The following is a 20,648-nucleotide window of genomic DNA, read 5'->3' on the forward strand; positions in this document are numbered from 1 at the left end:
TGCCCCCCTTAGCGAAATGTGGATCGAGAAAGGCACCCCCGCCTTCATGAAGACCGTGCTGGCCCTGTTCAGCGGCGGCTTCGCCACCTTCGCCCTGCTGTACTGCGTACAACCGATGATGCCCCTGCTGTCGCAGGAGTTTTCCATCAACGCGGCGCAGAGCAGCCTGGTGTTGTCGGTATCGACTGCCATGCTGGCGTTCGGCCTGTTGATCACCGGGCCGATCTCCGACCGCCTCGGGCGCAAGCCGGTGATGGTGTTTGCGCTGGTCTGCGCGGCCCTGTCGACCTTGGCCAGCGCGGTGATGCCGACCTGGGAAGCGGTATTGGCGACACGTGCACTGGTCGGCCTGTCATTAAGCGGCCTGGCGGCAGTGGCCATGACTTACCTGAGCGAAGAGATCCACCCGCAGCACATCGGCCTGGCCATGGGCCTGTACATCGGCGGCAATGCCATCGGCGGCATGTGCGGGCGCCTCATCACCGGGGTACTGATCGACTTCGTCAGCTGGCACACAGCGATGCTGACCATCGGCGGCCTGGCACTGGTCGCGGCGCTGGTGTTCTGGAAGGTCCTGCCTGAATCACGCAACTTCCGCCCGCAGGCCGTGAACCCTCGCAGCCTGCTGGACGGCTTCGTCATGCACTTCAAGGACGCCGGGCTGCCTTGGCTGTTCCTCGAGGCATTCCTGCTGATGGGCGCCTTCGTCACGCTGTTCAACTACATCGGCTACCGCCTGCTGGCAGGGCCTTACCACATGAACCAGGCGCTGGTCGGCTTGTTGTCGGTGGTGTACCTGTCGGGTATCTACAGCTCTGCGCAGGTCGGCGCACTGGCGGACAAGCTGGGGCGGCGCAAGGTGTTCTGGGTCAGTATCGTGGTGATGGCGGGCGGCTTGCTGATGACCTTGGCCAGCCCGCTGGTGATGGTGATTCTCGGCATGCTGGTCTTCACCTTTGGCTTCTTCGGTGCCCACTCGGTGGCCAGCAGCTGGATCGGGCGGCGGGCGTTGAAGGCCAAGGGCCAGGCTTCGTCGCTGTACCTGTTCTGCTACTACGCAGGGTCCAGTGTCGCGGGGACCGCGGGTGGGGTGTTCTGGCATCAATGGGGCTGGAACGGGATCGGCCTGTTCATTGGCAGCCTGCTGGCGGTGGCGTTGCTGGTGGCGTTGCACCTGAGCCGCCTTCCCGCCAAGACAGCCTGATCATCGCCTCGCTTCAGGCCTCGCTCAATGCCAGCGCAAAGCGGGCCTGAAGCCACTCACCGTCTACGTGCAGCTGGATGTTGCGCACGCCTCCGGTGTCTCGGCCCAGGCTGTGCAGCCAACTGAACACCGCAGCAGGCGGACCTTGCAGGCTGATATCCACCTGCTCCGCCCGGGTTTCCAGCGCGGTGATGGAAAGCCCGGCCACACGAGCGCTCTCGCTCAGGCTGGCGGGGGTAAGCCGCTCGACCGAGCCTTGCGAACGCACCGGCGCCCGCGAGACACGCTGCAGTTGCGCGCCCAGCGCCTGCGCTCGCAGCAGTTTTTGCTCAGCCTGCTGCAGGCGGGCCTGGGCCGGTAGCCAAGCGAGTTGCCAGGCCGCGATAAACGCGAGGCCCCACAGCGCAACGTTCAATGACGTGCGCCGGCCAGCCGGTAACTGCTGCCATTGGCGCACCCATACCGATTCATGCCAACGTTTCATTCGGCCTCCTGCCACGAGAGCGCAGCCCGTACGCCGTGTTCAGCCTGGCTTGCATGCTCCACCAGCAACCCGGGAACCCGTTCGCGAAGGCGCTCCAGGTCACCAAAGCCTTGCGCGGCAACGTCCATGCGCCAGCTGCCAGCGGGGTCTGATTCGGCCCGTTCGAGGGTGACATTCCCGGCGGAGACCAGATGCTCGGCAAACCACGCCAACCGCTCCACAGCGGTCGAGGGCATGGTCCGCTGTTCAAGAGCAACGATGCGCGCCGCCAGATCAGGCCCCACTGGCTGATCGGGCGCCCAACGCTGAAACGCCATGACGTTTTCGGCCTGCTGCTGTGTTGCACGCTGCAAAACCCATTCGGCACGCAGGTAATCGGCAACGCTGGTCATCAGCACGATCAGCGCCAGCCCTGCTGCCAACCCATGCCAGCCTGGGCCCTTGCGCCGTCGACGCAAAGCGCCCTGACGCAGGTCGATCGCGCCCGCACGCCCTTGCACCAGGGTAGCCAGGGCGCTGGGGACCGGGTGGTTGCACAGCGCCATGCCCGGGTGGTGTGTTTCGGCCATCCAGGCCATGCGCGGGAGCTGACGCGCCAGTAACTGAGCGGCGTCGGCACTGACCGCCAGACGCGCGCAGCCACCGCCGCCGAGCAGCCATCGCCCCTCGAACCACAGCGCGCACGCATCATTGCCTCCCAGCAGGTCGGCGTCGACATGCACAGCAACGGGGTCGATGCCCTGCGCCTGCAACAGCGACAGCAGCTGCTGAAAACCTTCCAGCGCCACCATCAAAACCCTTCTGCAGCCCTGCTCATCCGCTGCCCCGAATGCCAGGTGAGAGGTTTCCAGCGGGGATGCCAGCTGTTCTTCGGCGGCATAGGCCAGCGACTCGCGTCGGGGGCGCTTGCCAGGCACTGGCCCGATCACACAGCACCCGGCCATTTCCATCGGCACGATCACCACCACCGCTGCACCTGGCAGCGCTGCCGGTAGGTCGCCCAGTTGCGCTCGCTGCTCCAGGCCCTGCGCCGTGCGCACAATCACTGGCCACGAGGTATCGGCTGCGGCCATACCCTCGGCCAGCAGAAACAGAAAAACTTCACTCATCTGGCCTTAGCTCCGGCTGTGCAGAAAAAACACGACGCACCACCCGAACCTGGTCGGTGTTCAGGTCGATTTCCACGTCGCTGTAGAGGTACATGCGCTTGTTACCCAGCACGGCCTGGACCTCCAGGCGGAACCATCGGCTGGCTGTTGTCAGGCCATGGTTTTGAAGGCCAAGGCCGATGAGTTCGGGCAGCGCCAAGAAGCGCTGGACGCTGGGGTACCCCGCGGCGGGGCGCACATCCACCAGGCGCTGTGCAACCGATAACTCCACCCCCTCCAGTGCTCCGAGCATGCGCGCCGAGGCCGTGTTGACGTTGAGCGCCGCCCGAGGTGGCAGCGCCACTACCCACGGCTGCAAACGCGTCATCATCTCGCCGCTGACACCCGGTAGCGCCCGCAACTGGGTAGGGTCGAGCAGCGGCTTGCCGGCCAGTGCGTCCAGCGCGGGTGGCTCGATCTGCAATGAATGGCAGAGGCGCTGCCACCGTTTGAGCAGGACCGGGTCGAGTGTTTTCCCCGCAGTCAGTGCAGCCAGGTTAAACCGCCCAGAGAGGTCTTCCAGGCGTAGTTGCACGCGCCCTTCTTGGACATCCAGCGTTTGTTTTCGCGCCCAGGGCTGGCCGCCATGGGTCACCTGCAGCAGGGTGTCACGCTGCTGCTTCAATTCAACCAAGGCGAGGCGCTCTCCGGCGTGTGCGAGCTGTTGCAGGCGTGATGCCTCGATTTGCTGACGGATGCCCCCGATCAGCCCCTGTTGGCTGCGCAACATGCCGGCAACCATCAGGGTCAGCAGGGTCATGACCAGCAACACCGTGATCAACGCCACGCCGCGCTGTCGCGCCCGGCTCACAGGCTGCTCCCCGCCAGCGACAGCACGCGGCGTATCCCTTGCAAACGCTGGGTCGACAAGGTGATTTCGAGGGCTTGGGGTGGATGCACCTGGCCCGGCGGCCAGCTGGTTTGCCACCCAGCGCCGTTAGCGTGTAACCGCCAACGCAATTCGACGACCCCTTCGAGCAGCCGCTGAGGCTGCCCCACGCCGTGTTCCAGCGTGCGACGTTGACGCCACAGCACGCCGTCCGCCAGCCAGTACTCGACCACTCTCAGGTCGCTGCGTGGCAACGGCTGGCTATCGCGCTCAGCCCCTAGCAGCCAGCCTACCCGCTGCTGTTCCAGCTGCACGCTGTAACCTGCGCGCCTGCTCTTTGGCGCAGGCCAGTAGCTCTGCAGGGCATCACGCTGCAGCACACTCATGGCCCGGCCCAAGGCCCGTAGTTCATCGGCTTGCGCCTGACGTACGCTATCGGCCCGCACCAGTGCGTCCAGCAGCAGGCTGCTGCCGGTCGCGAGCAAGGCAAAGATGGCCAGCGCCAACAGCAGCTCCAGCAAGGTAAAACCCTGCTGGCCACGGGCACCGTCACTGCGTGGCATCGCCAGCCTCCAGCCAGCCCGTGGCCAGCTGCAGGGGCTGCGGATCAGCGGCCAGGCCCACGCGCACGTCAACTTCGACAAGAGCCGCTTGAGCCAGGCGCCGCCTCGACTCGGCCACGACCCAACTGCGCTGGTCGAAACTGACTTCCAGCGTGCGACGCCCAACAGCCGATGGCGCCTGCAAGCGTAATTCGGTCAAGTGATTGTCGGCGATCCAGCTGGCGAACAAGCGATCACGCCCCCCTTGCGACTGCGCCAGCACATGCTGGCTGGCAGAGGTCACTGCCGCGGCCAGCACGGCGAACACCGACAATGCCACCAGCACTTCCAACAGGGTGAAACCGCGTTCAGCGTTCGAGCCAGGGGTCATTGAGGCCATCGCTCGTGAGGGAGGCAAGGCGCACGCCCGCCTCATGAAAGTGCAATGAAAACGGGGTGTATTCATCGGTGCTGGCAAATACCAGTTGCGCGCCGCTGGCTGCCCCGTGAAGCACCACCGCCACGCCGTCGATTTCCAACTGCAGGTCCAGCTCGATGGCGCGCCGCTGGCCCGCCGCCGCCCACACCTGCCCCGCGCGCAGCATCAATTGGTAGCCATGGGGATCGATGCGTAGCCCCAGTGCTTGCCCTTCGAGCACCGCTTGCTGCCTGGCATGCTGCACCACTTGCAGGAGCAGGCCGGCTTCTCGATAGGCCAGCCGTTGCCGATCCCCCCCACCCGCCAGCCCTGCCATGCCCAAAGCAATGCCTGCCAGCAGCATCACCAGCAACAGTTCAAGCAAGGTAAAGCCCCGCGAGCGGCGCAATGTCATTCGGCCCAGTTTCCGATATCCGCATCCCTGTCTTCGCCGCCCGGTTGGCTGTCAGCGCCCAGCGAGTACAGGTCATAGCCCTGTCCGGAGCGCGTGCCGGGGTTGGCGTACTGATAGGGGGCACCCCAAGGGTCGGACGCAGCAGTCTTGAGGTAGCCTTGCGTATTCCACTGGCGTGGCAGCGGGGCCACGGTCGGGCGTTTGACCAGCGCTTGCAGGCCTTGGGCTGTGGTCGGGTAGCGCCCGTTGTCCAGGCGGTAGATTTCCAGCGCAGTGGAGATGGACTGTATATCGGTGCGCGCTGCCGTGAGCTTGGCGTGATCCGGGCGGCTCATGACATTGGGCAGCACCAGCGCCCCCAGTACGCCCAGGATGATGACCACGACCATGATTTCGATAAGTGTGAAGCCGCGTTGCAAACGCCGTGTAGAGCCAAGGGGCATGTCAGTTGACCAGTTGATTGAGGTTGAGAATGGGCAGCAGGATGGCCAACACGATGAACAGCACGATGCCACCCATCATCAGCAGCATCAGCGGCTCACACAGGCTCACCAGAAGCGAGATCCGCCCGGCGAGTTGTTTTTCCTGAAGGTCGGCGGCGCGTTCGAGCATGCTTTCAAGTTCGCCTGCCCGTTCGCCGCTGGCGATCATGTGCAGCATCAGTGCAGGCAATGCCTCGCTGCGCGCCAGGCTGCTGGCCAGGGACGCGCCTTCGGCGACCTCGCGGGCGGCCGTTTGCAAACGCTCACGCAACACCAGGTTGCCGACCACCCCGGCGCCGATGCTCATGGCCTCGACCAGCACCACGCCGCTTCTGCCCAGAATCGCCAGGGTGCTGACGAAACGCGCGGCGTCACTGGTGCGGACCAGCTCCGCAAAACCCGGCATGCGCAGCGCAATCGCATGCCAATGCCGCCGCCTTGCTGGCGCACGAAGCGCCAGGGCAATCGCCGCCGCAAGCACCAACAACAGCACCACGGCCAGCAGGCCGTAGCGGCCGGTCGCATCGCTGAGGGCGATCAGTACTTGAGTTGCCAGGGGCAGTTGGGCATGGTCGCGGGCAAACGCCTGCACCACGTCAGGCACCACGTAGCCCAGCAGAAACCCTACGACCAGCAGCGATACGATCATCAGGATCAGCGGGTAGACCATCGCCAGCTGGACTTTCTGGCGCAGGGCCTGCTGGTTCTCGCCATGCCCGGCCAGGCGTTCGAGCACACCGGCCAGGTCACCCGAACGCTCGGCCGCCGCGACCGTTGCGCGATACACCACCGGGAAGGCCGAGGGGTAGCGCGCCAGCGCGTCGGCCAAGGTATTGCCTTCGGCCACACGCTCGGCCACGCCTAGCATTACCTGCCTGACTTGACGCTGGTGCTTCTGCACCGCTACTGCGTGCAGGGCCTCGGTCAACGGCATGCCCGCCTGCAGCAAGGTCGCCAGTTGCCGGGTCAACAGGCAACGACGCGCGAGGTTCAAGCGGTTGCTGCTGCGCACTGACGCAAAGGGCGATGGCCGTTGCGCCTCAATCGTCAAGACCACCAGCCCCTGCTCACGCAATTGCTGCCGCGCCTGGCGCGCACTGGTGGCGTCCAACGTGCCGCGCTGGCGGGCGCCGGCAGCGCTCTGGGCTTGATAACGAAAAACGGCCATGCTCAGTCCTGGCCCGTCACGCGCAGCAGTTCCTCGACGCTGGTCTGGCCAAGGCACACACGCTCGACGCCATGCTGGAACAGGCTCGGCGTATCGCTGCGGATCAGCTCACGCATGTGCGCCTGCGAGGCACGCCCGTGAATGGCCTGAGCCAGTGCGGGGTTGACCACGACCATCTCGTGCAAGGCCACGCGCCCGCTGTAGCCCAACTGGCACTCAATACACCCTGCGGCCTTATACAGTTGCGTGGGTAACGTCGCGGGGTTGCCCAGGGCATTCGCCGTAGCGTCGTCCACTGCGTAGGCGACCTTGCAGTGCGGGCACAGCACCCGCACCAGCCGCTGGGCCATGACACCGGCAAGGGAAGACGCCAGCAGGCAGGTATCCACGCCCATGTCCGCCAAACGGGTAATGGCCCCCAGGGCACTGTTGGTGTGCAGGGTCGAGAGCACCAGGTGCCCTGTCAGCGAGGCCTGCACGGCGATATCGGCGGTTTCCCGGTCGCGGATCTCACCCACCATGACCACGTCCGGGTCCTGGCGAAGAATGGCCCGCAACCCGCGAGAAAAGGTCATCTGGACCTTGGTGTTGACCTGCGTCTGGCCGATGCCGGGCAGGTGATATTCGATGGGGTCCTCGACGGTGAGGATGTTGCGCGACGTCTGGTTGAGCACCGAGAGCGCCGTGTAAAGCGTGGTGGTCTTGCCGGAGCCGGTCGGCCCGGTCACCAGGAAAATGCCGTGGGGTTTTTCCAGCATGCCCAAAAACCCACGGCGCACCGACGCCTGCATCTGCATGTGTTCCACGTCCAGGCGCACCGCCTGTTTGTCCAGCAAGCGCAGCACTACCCGCTCACCATGGGCAGCGGGTAAGGTCGACACCCGCACATCCACTTCATGGCCTGCCAGGCGCAGGCTTATGCGACCGTCCTGCGGCACACGCTTTTCGGCAATGTCCAGGCGAGCCATGACCTTGATTCGCGATACCAGCAACGCGGCCAGCGCCCTTGGTGGCGTCAGCACTTCACGCAGGACGCCATCGATGCGCATGCGCACGCGCAACTGCTGCTCGAAGGTTTCCAGGTGAATGTCCGAGGCGCGCGACCTGACGGCTTCGCTGAGCAACGCATTGAGCAAGCGGATGATCGGCGCGTCGTCCTGTTGATCGAGCAGGTCGCTGGTCTGCGGCAGCGCCTCAGCCAGGCGGGTCAGGTCGATTTGCTGGTCAAGCCCCTGGATCACCGTCTGCGCCGCATCCTGCGCGCCGCCGTAGCAAAGGGCGAGCTGCGCGGCAAACTCGCCTTCATCCACCAGGCGCAACGGCCAGTGGTTGCCCACCAGGCGCAACGCCTCTGACAGCGCATCCAGCGATGCGTTATCGCGCATCAGCAAAGCGGGCTTGGCGGCCTGTTGGGCCAGGAGGACGCCGTGGCGCCGGGCGAAGTGGAACGGCAACAACTCACTCACAAGCCGGCCTCCTCGACAGTGGGCAGGCGGCGGACATCGAACAGGCGCTGAGGGTCTTGCGGCACGTTCGAAGGGTCGGCTGCGCGCACGTCGTCATACGCCCGGCGCCCTGCTTCGATCAGCTCAGCCTCACCACGCAAAATGGTTGGCCGCAGGAATACCATCAGGTTGGTCTTTTCCTGGGTGTCCCGGGTCCAGCGAAACAACCCGCCCACCCACGGTATGCGGCTAAGCAGAGGGACACCACGCTGCTCGGTACGTATGCTGTCCTTGATCAAACCGCCAATCACGATGATCTCGCCATCGGCGGCGAGGATGGTGCTCTTGAGCGTTCGCTTGTTGGTGATCAGGTCACCCTCGACCGTGCTCGGCGCCAGTTCGGAGCTTTCCTGCTCGACTTCCAGGCGCAGGCTGCGGCCTTCATTGATGTGCGGGCGGACCTTCAGGCTGATGCCGATGTCCTTGCGTTCGACGGTGGTGAACGGGTTGTCCGCGCCGCTGCCCGCTGTGGTGTAGGAGCCGGTCTTGAAGGGCACGTTCTGGCCCACCAGGATGTGTGCCTCCTGGTTGTCCAGGGTCAGCAGGCTTGGGGTTGAGAGCAGATTGCTCCGGCTATTGCTGGCCAGCGCGGAGACCAGCAGCCCGAAGCGGTCGGAGCCTATCGCCAGCGCCGCGCCGCTGGGCAAGGCCTTCTCCGGCCCCAACAGGTTCGCCAATGAAGTACCGCTGTCAGGGAAGGTCACCCCGCCCTTCACGCTCCCGGTATCGACGCCCCATTGCAGCCCCAAGGCTTCGTTGATGTCGCCACTGACTTCGACGATTGCCGCATGTATCAACACCTGCGCACGGGGCTGATCCAGCTGCTGGATAATCTGTACCACGCTGCCCAAGGTCTGAGGTTCACCTAACAGCACCAACGCATTCTGGCTGGTATCGGCTTTGACCATGGCCCCTGCCGCCAGCGGCTGGCCCAAGCTTTCCGTGCCCGCCTTGCCATCCAGGCGCTTGCCGACTTCACCCAGCACCTCGGCCAATTGCTCGGCGTTGCCATGCTGAAGACGCACCACCCGCCAGTTTTGCGATGACGCAGGCGCAGGGGCATCGAGGTCGTTGGTCAGTCGCGCCAGGCGTTGGCGAGCCTTTGCCGGGCCGAGAATCAACAGACGATTGCCACGCGGGTCGAGCAGCACCCGAACACCGCTGTCCGGGCCGCCCGCAGACGCTTCGACCACCGGCAGCACGTCACTGGCCTGGGCGGTGCGCAGGGTCACCAATTCGTAGTCGTGCCGCTGGCCGCTGTCGAGTTGCACAACCAGGGCTTGCAGGCGATCGAGGTTGGCAGCCGAATCGGTAACCACCAGGGCATTGGCTGAACTGGACGGGCCGATGTAACCGTTGCTCGATACCAACGGCCGCAGCAGCCCGGCCAGGTCGGCGGCAATGCTGCCGGAGAGGGTGAATACCCGTGTGGTGAATGCCGAAGGGATCGCATCGACCTGTTGGTTGGCCCAGGCCTTGGCTTCACTGGCCGGCAGCACCAACAGCCGATCACCGTCGTTGACTGCAGCAAAACCTTGGGCATTGAGCACGGAGTAAAACAGCCGTCGAATGCCCTCGCGGTCATGCGCTTGATTGGACAGTACCGTGATACGGCCTTGAACACGCGGGTCGAGCACGATCGTCTGGTCGAGGATCGCCCCTACCTCGCGCACCACATCACGCACATCGGCGTCGCTCATTGCCAACTGCCAGGTAGGCTCATCAGCCAAGATCAGCGGGCTGGCCAGGGTCATGCAGGCACCGAGCGTCGCAACGCGCAGGTATCGTTTGAAAGTCATTGCACCTCCCGCAACAAGCGGGGTGAATCAGCAGCGACACGGCCGGGGGTGGCCGTGTTACCAGTGGGGTGGAAGAGCGTGGTGTGAGTGCCAGACAGCGTTACGACTTCCTCACGGCCATCGACCCAGAGCGTGATGGAACGCACACCGATGCGCCTTAGCACACTGCCGCCCGCAAGCCTGTCGCCAACCCGGTGCACGCCTTCGCCCTCGCGGCTAGCCACCAGCGCCCAGGCATCGCCGCGGCTGGAAACAAAGCACGCCTTGAGCACGATGCCGGCTTGGTTCGAGGACTGCAGGCCAGGTGCACTGAAACCAAATGCCAGCGCCAGCGCTGCAGTGGGCAGGGGCTGCTCCGGTGCAGGTGGCGCAGTGGTCGCGCGTGCCTGCACAGCAGATGCGTCGATACCTGGGCGCGCCATTTCACGCACGCCCAGGATGACCACAGCCACCAGCAGCATTGCAATCCAGGGCAGATAGGAAGAGCGTTTCATGGGTTCAAGGCAACATCCGACGCAATACGCGTCGCCCGCTGAGCTCATGGAAAACCACTGCACCAACGTGCAGCAACACGCCCAGTGCCAACAGAGAACTCGCCACGATGTGCAGCTTCGACCACGCGGCCAGCCAGAACCAATCGCTCAACAGGGGTGCCAAGGTAAACCAGCCAAATACGTCGATTGGCCCGTCCATCATCAGCACGCCGGACAACAGCACCACGGCCGTCACCCAATAAAGGCCTTCATGAACCAGGTGGGCGATCAACTGCCCGGCGGGGTCATCATGTACAGCGCCTGGCCTGGGTTTAAACAAGCGAACCAGCCAGCGCACCAGGAACAGGGGAATGAAAAGGGTCGTCAGGCTGACGTTGACGAAGCCAACGAGGCTGGCAGTAGTGGGCTCAACATCGAAAATTGCAACGTAAAAGCCACTGACCAGCGCCCAGACGATCACCACGGCAGAGACCCAGTGCAACAGCACCTGCTGCCAGCAATACTTGTGTTCATGCATTGAAAGTACCCAGGCTGGCCTGGCAGCCCATCACGGGCTGCCAGGGCCAACTCCTTTATCGCTTGATCCAGGCGTCTTGCCAGTGGCTGCCTACACCAGGCTCATACTGCGTGGCACTTTCCGAATAGGTCTTGCACCAGCCTTCGTAGGGGAACGGCTTGCATTCAAAGACGTCGCCGGTCTTGGGCTGCAGGACCCGCGTGCCGGCTTTATAGCTGGCGATCGACTGCGGAAATTCGAAGTCGTAGCCTTCGCTGCCTGAGGCTTTCAACTGGACCGTGCGCTCTTCCTGCAGCAGTACGCGACCGCTTTTGTTGACGCCTACGACCTTGAGCAGGTGCTCGCCTGCGGTACTTTCGACCGGTACTGCAACTGGGCTGGTAGTGGCATCGATGTCCTGCTCAACGAAGCCGACCTGCTGATTGGCGGCGTCAAACAGGCGAGTAGTGAGCTGCAACTGACGGTTGGTCATGACGGTGAAGTCCAGGATGGTCTTGCCGTCGGTCAGGGTATAGTCAGGCTTGAGGCCATGCAGGTGAAGGTAGCTATCGTCCACCGGTGTCCCTTCGATCTCCAGTTGATAGCTCGTGATTTCGGTTTCTGGTTTGGCATAGATGTTATTGATGCCCGGCATCGGCTTGATGTTGCCTTCGCTACCGATTCGGCCGGCTTGTACTAGGTTCTGAGTCTCATTGATGCGCTTGGCGAGCTTGAGCGACCAGTTATCCTTTTTGGCCTCCTCGGCATGTTCAATGTCAATGCTGACGCTGTACTGCGGGCTTTCCGACGTACCCACGAAGGCTCGGGCCTTGACCTTGTCGCCGACCTGCAAGTGCCGATTTGGATTGATGCTGCCTACTTGCGGCCATTCTGGCGCGGGTCCGCCCTCGGCCTGGATATCCACGTCCATGACGTCATGGAAAGCAGCTGCGGTGTCGTCAATGGTCCAGAGACCCAGAATAACGTGATGCCCGGTGCGGTCAGCCGGCAGCGTGCACTGATGCTTTTCAAGGGCCGGGCCTGTCATGGGCTGGCCTTCTCCCCGAGCAGGTTTGCCTTGGCCATCGACCTCACAGAATGGCGTTAACTCGAATGCCTCGCGGCTCAACGCCACGTTCGGATTCCAGTTGGGTTTGGTGATGAAGTATTCCCACTTAGTGGTTTTATGCCCAACTGCGTAGTACCAGTCGAACGCGACTTGCCTATCTCGAATGGGCGTCAAATGCCAACGGCCGGCCGTTTGCTCATCGAGCAGGGCAAAACTGGTGAGCTCACCGCTCGCAATCTTACCGTCGGCGGGCCCGCGTTGCGGGAAGCCTTTAGGCCCTTCACCGACAGATTGCGGCTCGTACATGGCTGGACCACAGCCACTGTTCAAGCCCGATTGACAGGCGTACGCGCGGGAGGGTGGGTTAGAGGTATAGCCATGGGCATTGGCCAGTTGAACATGCAGGCCAGCCCCAGCAATAGCCACCCAGACACTACTGGCAACTAATTTACGCAGGTTTTTTCTTGTATTCATCGGGCACTCCGGACGCTTGGATGAGCGGTCAGGAGCGGCAACTCCCGACAGACGTACCAAAGTCTAAAGACGCGTCCGGCACCGATATGTAGGAATAAGCTAGCGAACTAGTCAGTTTGCTCTTGCTGATTCAGTTAACAATTTCTACCAGGTCGACATCCACTTCCCGGCTCATCAGGTGCTTTTCCACCTCACCGGTAAGCTTGACTTTAGTCTTCTCATTGAACGGAGTAGCCGGCAAGTCTTCATTGTCGATCTCGACGGTAATCGTGCCGTTGTTGTCCTTGAACTCGTACTTATCGTCGTTGTTGATCTTCTTGGTCACATACCCCTCCAGCACCACCGGCGTGTCATCGGCGGCGTCCTTGGCAGCGGCCACGGTGGTCACCGGCTGGGCGCCCGGGCCGGTGTAGCCCGCTGCCAGTGCGGCGGTGCTGAACAAAGGGGCGAGGATCAGGGCGAGGTAACGGGCTTTCATAAGATCAGGTCCTATTTCGGTTTCGATGGGACCAGATTAACGACGATCGCTGAATTCAAACTTAATACAAAAAACCCGGCATCTAGGCCGGGTTTTTTGTGCAGTGCATCAAATCACTGGTGGTACTGCGCCGACAACTCGTGCACGGCGTTGATGAACGCACCGGCGTGCTCTGGGTCGACTTCCGGGGTAATACCGTGGCCGAGGTTGAACACATGGCCGGTGCCCTTGCCGTAGCTCGCCAGAATACGCGCCACTTCCTTGCGGATGGCTTCGGGCTTGGCGTACAGCACGGTTGGGTCCATGTTGCCCTGCAGCGCAACTTTGTCACCGACACGGCGGCGGGCATCGCCGATCTCGCAGGTCCAGTCCAGGCCCAGTGCATCGGCACCAGCTTCGGCGATGCTTTCCAGCCACATGCCGCCGTTTTTGGTGAACAGAATGACCGGCACCTTGCGCCCGTCGTGCTCGCGGATCAGCCCGCTGACGATCTTGCGCATGTAGGCCAGCGAGAACTCCTGGTAGGCCGCCGCCGACAGGTTGCCGCCCCAGGTGTCGAAGATCTGCACAGCCTGGGCACCGGCCAGGATCTGGCCGTTGAGGTAGCTGGTGACCGACTGGGCCAGCTTGTCCAGCAACAGGTGCAGGGCTTGCGGGTTGTCGTAGGCCATGGCCTTGGTCTTGCGGAAGTCCTTGGACGAACCGCCTTCGACCATGTAAGTGGCCAGGGTCCATGGGCTGCCCGAGAAGCCGATCAGCGGGACACGGCCGTTGAGCTCGCGACGGATGGTGCTGACGGCGTCCATCACATAGCCCAGGTCCTTCTGCGGATCAGGGATCGGCAGTGCCTCGATGTCGGCCGGGGTGCTGATGACTTTCTTGAAGCGCGGGCCTTCGCCGGTTTCGAAGTACAAGCCAAGGCCCATGGCATCGGGGATGGTGAGGATGTCCGAGAACAGGATCGCCGCGTCCAGTGGGTAGCGGTCCAGCGGCTGCAGGGTAACCTCGCAGGCGAACTGCGGGTTCATGCACAGGCTCATGAAGTCACCGGCCTTGGCACGGCTGGCGCGGTACTCCGGCAGGTAACGGCCAGCCTGGCGCATCATCCAGACCGGGGTGACGTCTACGGGTTGCTTGAGCAGTGCACGCAGGAAACGATCGTTCTTCAGGGCAGTCATGTCGGCATCCGGCAAAAAAGTGCGGGCATTTTCTCAGACGCCAGCACAAAAGGCACGGCCAAGGCCATGCGTTTTGTCTATTGGGTGCCTTGGATCAAGCAATTTTGTATACAAAACGCTACAGCCTGGAGGAACCTGGGGCCGCTTCGCGGCCCTTTCGCGACACAAGGCCGCTCCTACACCGGAAACGCGATTCCCTGTAGGAGCGGCCTTGTGTCGCGAAAGGGCTGCGAAGCAGCCCCAGCATTCAATCAGACTTCCAGGTAATCCAGGATACCTTCAGCGGCCGTGCGGCCTTCGAAAATGGCGGTTACCACCAAATCCGAACCCCGCACCATGTCGCCGCCCGCAAAGATTTTGGGGTTGCTGGTCTGGTGCTTGAACTTGCCCTTTTCCGGCGCAACAACGCGGCCCTGGCTGTCCATCTGGATACCATGCTGCTCGAACCACGGCGCCGGGCTCGGGCGGAAACCGAAGGCGATCACCACGGCATCGGCCGGCAGGATCTCTTCAGAACCCGGGATCGGCTCAGGGCTGCGGCGGCCACGGGCGTCCGGCTCGCCGAGACGGGTCTCGACCACCTTCACGCCTTCGACCTTGTCTTCACCGACAATGGCGATCGGCTGGCGGTTGTAGAGGAACTTCACGCCCTCTTCCTTGGCGTTCTTCACCTCTTTGCGCGAACCCGGCATGTTGGCCTCGTCACGACGATAAGCACAGGTCACCGACTTGGCGCCCTGGCGGATCGAGGTGCGGTTGCAGTCCATCGCGGTGTCACCACCGCCCAGCACCACGACCTTCTTGCCCTGCATGTCGATGAAGTCTTCCGGCGATTTCTCGAAGCCCAGGTTGCGGTTGACGTTGGCGATCAGGAAGTCCAGCGCGTCATGCACGCCCGGCAGGTCCTCGCCCGGGAAGCCGCCCTTCATGTAGGTGTAGGTGCCCATGCCCATGAACACTGCGTCGTACTCGGCCAGCAGCTGCTCCATGGTGATGTCGGTGCCCACCTCGGTGTTCAGGCGGAACTCGATGCCCATGCCGGTGAAGACTTCGCGGCGGTTGCTCAGCACGGTCTTTTCCAGCTTGAACTCGGGGATACCGAAGGTCAGCAGGCCACCGATTTCCGGGTTCTTGTCGAACACCACCGGGGTCACGCCGGCGCGCACCAGCACGTCGGCACAGCCCAGGCCCGCCGGGCCGGCACCGATGATGGCGACACGCTTGCCAGTCGGCTTGACCTTGGACATGTCTGGGCGCCAGCCCATGGCGAAAGCGGTGTCGGTGATGTACTTCTCCACCGAGCCGATGGTCACCGCGCCAAAACCGTCGTTCAGGGTGCAGGCACCCTCGCACAGGCGGTCCTGCGGACAAACACGGCCGCACACTTCAGGCAGGGTGTTGGTTTGGTGCGACAGCTCTGCCGCCGCCAGGATGTTGCCCTCGGACACCAGCTTCAACCAGTTGGGGATGAAGTTGTGCACCGGGCACTTCCATTCGCAATACGGGTTACCGCAGCCCAGGCAGCGGTGTGCCTGCTCCACGGACTGCTGCGGCTTGAAGGGTTCGTAGATCTCGACGAACTCTTTCTTGCGCTGGCGCAGCAGCTTTTTCTTTGGGTCTTTACGCCCCACTTCGATGAACTGGAAGTCGTTGCTCAGACGTTCAGCCATTTTTCAAAACCTCTTTACCGCAGTCGCAAGCTACAAGCCGCAAGCTGCAAGTCGATCACTTGGGTCCGGCAAACCTCGCACTGCGTTTACTCGCAGCTTGAGGCTTGCCACTTGCAGCTGTTGTTACTGCGGGTTGGCACGGGTGCTGGACAGCAGTTGCTTGAGGTTGGCCGCCTTCGGCTTGACCAGCCAGAAGCGCCGCACGTAGTCGTCCAGGTTCTCGAAGAGCTCACGCCCCCACTCGCTGCCGGTCTCGTCCACGTATTCGCCAAGGACGCGCGCCAGGTGGCTGCGGTACGCCTCCATCGCTTCACCACTGATGCGCTGGATTTCCACCAGTTCATGGTTGAGCTTGTCGACGAAGCTGTTGTCCATGTCGAGCACGTAGGCGAAGCCGCCGGTCATGCCAGAGCCGAAGTTGTAACCGGTCTTGCCCAGGACGCAGACAAAGCCGCCGGTCATGTATTCACAGCAGTGATCGCCAGTGCCCTCGACAACAGCGTGGGCGCCAGAGTTACGCACAGCGAAGCGCTCGCCCGCGGTACCGGCGGCGAACAGCTTGCCGCCAGTGGCACCGTACAGGCAGGTGTTGCCGACGATGGCGCTGTGCTGGGTTTCGAACGGGCTGCCGGCAGGTGGCACGATGGTGACCTTGCCACCGGTCATGCCTTTGCCGACGTAGTCGTTGGCGTCGCCTTCGAGGTGCAGGTTCAGGCCACCGGCGTTCCACACGCCGAAGCTCTGGCCCGCAGTGCCCTTGAAGCGGAAGGTGATCGGCGCGGCGGCCATGCCCTGGTTGCCGTGCAAGCGGGCGATCTCACCCGAGATGCGTGCACCGATTGAGCGGTCGCAGTTGCAGATGTCGAGGCTGAACTCGCCACCGGACTGGTCGCGGATTGCCGGCATGGCCATTTCGACCATCTTCTCGGCCAGCTCGCCCTTGTCGAACGGCGGGTTCTTGTCGACTTCGCAGAACTGCGGCTTGTCCGCCGGAATGTGCGAACTGCCCAGCAGCGGCGACAGGTCCAGGTACTGCTGGCGCTCGGTGTCGCCTGGCAGGATGTCGAGCAGGTCGGTACGGCCGATCAGCTCGCCCAGGCTGCGCACACCCAGTTTGGCCAGCCACTCGCGGGTCTCTTCGGCGACGAAGGTGAAGAAGTTGATCACCATGTCGACGGTGCCGATGTAGTGGTCCTTGCGCAGCTTGTCGTTCTGGGTGGCGACGCCGGTGGCGCAGTTGTTCAGGTGGCAAATACGCAGGTATTTGCAGCCCAGGGCGATCATCGGCGCGGTGCCGAAGCCGAAGCTCTCGGCGCCGAGGATGGCCGCCTTGATCACGTCGAGGCCGGTTTTCAGGCCACCGTCGGTCTGCACCCGCACTTTGCCGCGCAGGTCGTTGCCGCGCAGGGTCTGGTGGGTTTCGGCAAGGCCGAGCTCCCACGGTGCGCCCGCGTACTTGATGGAGGTCAGTGGCGAAGCACCGGTACCGCCGTCGTAGCCCGAGATGGTAATCAGGTCGGCGTAGGCCTTGGCCACGCCGGCGGCGATGGTACCCACGCCTGCTTCGGCGACCAGCTTGACCGAGACCAGCGCCTGCGGGTTGACCTGCTTGAGGTCGTAGATCAGCTGGGCCAGGTCTTCGATCGAGTAGATATCGTGGTGCGGCGGTGGCGAGATCAGGGTCACGCCCGGTACCGCGTAGCGCAGCTTGGCGATCAGGCCGTTGACCTTGCCGCCTGGCAACTGGCCGCCCTCACCCGGCTTGGCGCCCTGGGCTACCTTGATCTGCAGCACTTCGGCGTTGACCAGGTATTCCGGGGTCACGCCAAAGCGGCCGGTGGCCACCTGCTTGATCTTGGAGCTGCGCACGGTGCCGTAGCGCGACGGGTCTTCACCACCCTCGCCCGAGTTGGAACGCGCGCCCAGGCGGTTCATGGCCTCGGCCAGCGCCTCGTGGGCTTCTGGCGACAAAGCGCCCAGCGAGATACCGGCGGAATCGAAGCGCTTGAGGATGGCCTCCAACGGTTCGATCTGCTCGATCGCCAGCGGCTGGTCGGCCACTTTGACCTTGAGCAGGTCGCGGATCATCGACACCGGGCGCTGGTCGACCAGCGAGGTGTATTCCTTGAACTTGGCGTAGTCGCCCTGCTGCACAGCCGCCTGCAGGGTGTTGACCACATCCGGGTTGTAGGCGTGGTATTCGCCACCGTGGACGAATTTGAGCAGGCCACCTTGCTGGATAGGCTTGCGCGCGCTCCAGGCTTCGGCGGCGAGCAGCTTCTGGTCGCTTTCCAGGTCTTCGAAACGCGCACCCTTGATGCGGCTCGACACGCCCTTGAAGCTCAGGCCGACCACTTCCTCGGCCAGACCGATGGCTTCGAACAGCTGCGCACCCCGGTACGAAGCGATGGTGGAGATGCCCATCTTCGACAGGATCTTCAGCAGGCCCTTGGAGATGCCTTTGCGGTAATACTTGAACACCTCGTCCAGATCGCCCAGCACTTCGCCGGTACGGATCAGGTCGGCCAGCACTTCGTACGCCAGGTACGGGTAGACGGCCGAGGCACCGAAGCCCAGCAGCACAGCGAAGTGGTGCGGGTCACGGGCGGTAGCGGTTTCGACCAGAATGTTGCTGTCGCACCGCAGGCCCTGCTCGGTCAGGCGGTGGTGTACGGCACCCACGGCGAGCGAAGCGTGCACCGGCAACTTGCCCGGGGCGATGTAACGGTCGCTCAGCACCAGCTGAGTCTTGCCACTGCGCACCGCTTCTTCGGCTTGGTCGGCGATGTTGCGGATGGCCGCTTCCAGGCCGACGCTTTGCTCGTAGTTGAGGTCGATCAGTTGGCGGTCGAAGCCTTCACGCTCCAGGTTCATCAGCGAGCGCCACTTGGCAGGCGAGATGACCGGCGAGCTGAGGATGACCCGCGAGGCGTGCTCCGGGGACTCCTGGAAAATGTTGCGCTCGGCGCCCAGGCAGATCTCCAGCGACATGACGATCGCTTCGCGCAGCGGGTCGATCGGCGGGTTGGTGACCTGCGCAAACTGCTGGCGGAAGAAGTCATACGGCGAACGCACGCGCTGCGACAGCACAGCCATCGGCGTGTCGTCACCCATCGAGCCGACCGCTTCCTGGCCCTGCTCACCCAGCGGGCGCAGCACCTGGTCACGCTCTTCGAAGGTGACCTGGAACATCTTCATGTATTGCTTGAGCTGGTCAGCATCGTAGCTGGCCGCGCCCTGGTCGTCGGTCAAGGTCGCCTGGATACGCGTGGCGTGCTGACGCAGCCAGCGCTTGTACGGATGGCGCGACTTCAGACGGTTGTCGATGGCGTCGGTGTCGAGGATCTGGCCGGTTTCGGTGTCCACGGCGAAGATCTGGCCCGGGCCGACACGGCCCTTGGCAATGACGTCTTCAGGCTTGTAGTCCCATACGCCGATTTCCGACGCAATGGTGATGTAGCCATTGGTGGTGGTCACCCAACGTGCCGGGCGCAGGCCGTTACGGTCGAGCAGGCACACCGCGTGGCGGCCTTCGGTCATGACGATACCGGCCGGGCCATCCCACGGCTCCATGTGCATGGAGTTGTACTCGTAGAAGGCGCGCAGGTCGGCGTCCATGGTCTCGACGTTCTGCCAGGCCGGCGGTACCAGCATGCGCACGCCGCGGAACAGGTCGATGCCACCGGTGACCATCAGCTCGAGCATGTTGTCCATGCTCGACGAGTCGGAGCCCACGCGGTTGACCAGCGGGCCGAGTTCTTCGAGGTCAGGGATCTGGTCATTGGCGAACTTGGTGCGACGGGCCATGGCCCAGTTGCGGTTGCCAGTGATGGTGTTGATCTCGCCGTTATGGGCGAGGAAGCGGAACGGCTGCGCCAGCGGCCATTTCGGCAGGGTGTTGGTGGAGAAGCGCTGGTGGAACACGCAGATCGCGGTCTGCAGGCGCTCGTCACCCAGGTCTGGATAAAACGCCGCGAGGTCGCGCGGCATCATCAAGCCTTTGTAGATGATGGTCTTGTGCGAGAAGCTGCAGATGTAGTGGTCGGTGTCGTGGGCGTTGGCCACGGACGAACGACGACGGGCACTGAACAGCTTGATGGCGAATTCCTGATCGCTCAGGCCTTCACCGCCGATGAACACCTGTTCGATCTGCGGCAGGCGCTCCAGCGCCAGGCGACCCAGCACGCTGGTGTCGATCGGCACCTTGCGCCAGCCGACCAGCTTCAGGCCAGCGGCGAGGATCTCGCGGTCCATGTTGGCGCGGGCGGCTTCTGCTTTGACCGGGTCCTGGTTGAAGAACACCATGCCGACGGCGTACTGCTTGGGCAGCTCGACGGCAAACTGTTCCTGGGCCACGGCCCGCAGGAATTGATCGGGCTTCTGCATGAGCAGACCGCAACCGTCACCGGTTTTGCCGTCGGCGTTGATACCGCCGCGGTGGGTCATGCACGTCAGTGCCTGCATGGCGGTTTGCAGAAGGTGGTGACTTGGCTCGCCCGTCATATGGGCGATCAGGCCAAAACCACAGTTGTCCTTGAATTCTTCGGGATGGTACAGACCTGTTTTCATAGACACTTTCTCACCAGGTTCACCTCTCAACGGAGGTAAATCTCTTTTTTAACAACCACTTACCATCCACGCCGATCAAACGCCAGCTTTTTTGCGGTGGTCATGGAAAACCATTGTTGCACAGCGACAGCGATGCCCACAAATTTTCATGTCTCACCATTGAAAATTTATGTCGCAAATTTGAATTTTTTTGCGCCATGCGCCGTGATATCGGCTTGGCTCGAGT

At 63.1% G+C, this 20,648-nt stretch carries 18 protein-coding genes; 1 reads left to right on the forward strand and 17 read right to left on the reverse strand.

Annotated features, from left to right (window positions below; translation table 11 throughout):
* Nucleotides 1–16: 16 nt before the first annotated feature.
* A complete protein-coding gene (locus tag ACMCNM_RS26110) occupies nt 17–1,204 on the forward strand; it encodes an MFS transporter (protein WP_225935768.1) in 1,188 nt (395 codons plus the stop codon).
* A gap of 13 nt (nt 1,205–1,217) precedes the next feature.
* On the opposite strand, the gene ACMCNM_RS26115 is transcribed toward ACMCNM_RS26110, so the two are convergent.
* From ACMCNM_RS26115 to gltB, 17 genes are all read right to left on the reverse strand, one after another.
* Nucleotides 1,218–1,688 carry a type II secretion system protein GspM gene (locus ACMCNM_RS26115; protein WP_186677119.1) on the reverse strand — a complete coding sequence of 157 codons (471 nt, stop codon included), beginning with the start codon at nt 1,686–1,688 and terminating at the stop codon, nt 1,218–1,220.
* The gene (gene gspL / locus ACMCNM_RS26120; protein WP_412765676.1) at nt 1,685–2,797 is read right to left on the reverse strand and encodes a type II secretion system protein GspL; all 1,113 of its coding nucleotides are present in this window, start codon (nt 2,795–2,797) and stop codon (nt 1,685–1,687) included. The genes ACMCNM_RS26115 and gspL overlap by 4 nt, the downstream gene beginning before the upstream one ends.
* Nucleotides 2,790–3,647, reverse strand: a complete 858-nt coding sequence (locus tag ACMCNM_RS26125; RefSeq protein WP_412765677.1) for a general secretion pathway protein GspK — start codon at nt 3,645–3,647, stop codon at nt 2,790–2,792. The genes gspL and ACMCNM_RS26125 overlap by 8 nt, the downstream gene beginning before the upstream one ends.
* Entirely contained in the window at nt 3,644–4,228 is a 585-nt protein-coding gene (gspJ, locus tag ACMCNM_RS26130; protein ID WP_412765678.1) for a type II secretion system minor pseudopilin GspJ, read from the reverse strand. Before gspJ ends, ACMCNM_RS26125 begins: the two co-directional genes overlap by 4 nt.
* Nucleotides 4,215–4,598, reverse strand: coding sequence for a type II secretion system minor pseudopilin GspI (gene gspI / locus ACMCNM_RS26135; protein ID WP_275748019.1), 384 nt, complete (start codon nt 4,596–4,598; stop codon nt 4,215–4,217). Before gspI ends, gspJ begins: the two co-directional genes overlap by 14 nt.
* Nucleotides 4,576–5,040, reverse strand: a complete 465-nt coding sequence (gene gspH, locus ACMCNM_RS26140; protein WP_186702443.1) for a type II secretion system minor pseudopilin GspH — start codon at nt 5,038–5,040, stop codon at nt 4,576–4,578. Before gspH ends, gspI begins: the two co-directional genes overlap by 23 nt.
* Nucleotides 5,037–5,483 carry a type II secretion system major pseudopilin GspG gene (gspG, locus tag ACMCNM_RS26145; RefSeq protein ID WP_099455598.1) on the reverse strand — a complete coding sequence of 149 codons (447 nt, stop codon included), beginning with the start codon at nt 5,481–5,483 and terminating at the stop codon, nt 5,037–5,039. Before gspG ends, gspH begins: the two co-directional genes overlap by 4 nt.
* Before the next feature lies 1 nt (nt 5,484).
* Nucleotides 5,485–6,690, reverse strand: a complete 1,206-nt coding sequence (gene gspF, locus ACMCNM_RS26150; protein ID WP_412765679.1) for a type II secretion system inner membrane protein GspF — start codon at nt 6,688–6,690, stop codon at nt 5,485–5,487.
* Between the two features lie 2 nt (nt 6,691–6,692).
* Nucleotides 6,693–8,156: a type II secretion system ATPase GspE gene (gene gspE, locus ACMCNM_RS26155; protein WP_339549211.1), complete on the reverse strand. Its 1,464-nt coding sequence runs from the start codon at nt 8,154–8,156 to the stop codon at nt 6,693–6,695.
* Nucleotides 8,153–9,994 carry a type II secretion system secretin GspD gene (gene gspD / locus ACMCNM_RS26160; RefSeq protein ID WP_412765680.1) on the reverse strand — a complete coding sequence of 614 codons (1,842 nt, stop codon included), beginning with the start codon at nt 9,992–9,994 and terminating at the stop codon, nt 8,153–8,155. The genes gspE and gspD overlap by 4 nt, the downstream gene beginning before the upstream one ends.
* A complete protein-coding gene (locus ACMCNM_RS26165; RefSeq protein ID WP_412765681.1) occupies nt 9,991–10,488 on the reverse strand; it encodes a hypothetical protein in 498 nt (165 codons plus the stop codon). Before ACMCNM_RS26165 ends, gspD begins: the two co-directional genes overlap by 4 nt.
* A 4-nt stretch (nt 10,489–10,492) precedes the next feature.
* Nucleotides 10,493–11,005 (reverse strand): cytochrome b, encoded by a 513-nt coding sequence (locus ACMCNM_RS26170; RefSeq protein ID WP_412765682.1) that lies wholly within the window; start codon nt 11,003–11,005, stop codon nt 10,493–10,495.
* Nucleotides 11,006–11,060: 55 nt separating this feature from the next.
* On the reverse strand, nt 11,061–12,527 hold the full coding sequence (gbpA, locus tag ACMCNM_RS26175) for an N-acetylglucosamine-binding protein GbpA (protein WP_412765683.1): 1,467 nt from the start codon (nt 12,525–12,527) through the stop codon (nt 11,061–11,063).
* A gap of 130 nt (nt 12,528–12,657) precedes the next feature.
* Nucleotides 12,658–13,005, reverse strand: a complete 348-nt coding sequence (locus ACMCNM_RS26180) for a YgiW/YdeI family stress tolerance OB fold protein (RefSeq protein ID WP_412765684.1) — start codon at nt 13,003–13,005, stop codon at nt 12,658–12,660.
* Between the two features lie 113 nt (nt 13,006–13,118).
* Complete coding sequence (gene hemE, locus ACMCNM_RS26185) at nt 13,119–14,183, reverse strand: uroporphyrinogen decarboxylase (RefSeq protein ID WP_027592362.1); 1,065 nt, start codon at nt 14,181–14,183, stop codon at nt 13,119–13,121.
* A gap of 251 nt (nt 14,184–14,434) precedes the next feature.
* On the reverse strand, nt 14,435–15,853 hold the full coding sequence (locus tag ACMCNM_RS26190) for an FAD-dependent oxidoreductase (protein WP_412765685.1): 1,419 nt from the start codon (nt 15,851–15,853) through the stop codon (nt 14,435–14,437).
* Between the two features lie 123 nt (nt 15,854–15,976).
* Nucleotides 15,977–20,422: a glutamate synthase large subunit gene (gene gltB / locus ACMCNM_RS26195; protein ID WP_027592360.1), complete on the reverse strand. Its 4,446-nt coding sequence runs from the start codon at nt 20,420–20,422 to the stop codon at nt 15,977–15,979.
* Between the last annotated feature and the right edge of the window lie 226 nt (nt 20,423–20,648).

This window comes from Pseudomonas sp. NGC7 (assembly GCF_047159675.1).
In the GTDB taxonomy this organism is placed as follows: domain Bacteria; phylum Pseudomonadota; class Gammaproteobacteria; order Pseudomonadales; family Pseudomonadaceae; genus Aquipseudomonas; species Aquipseudomonas kermanshahensis.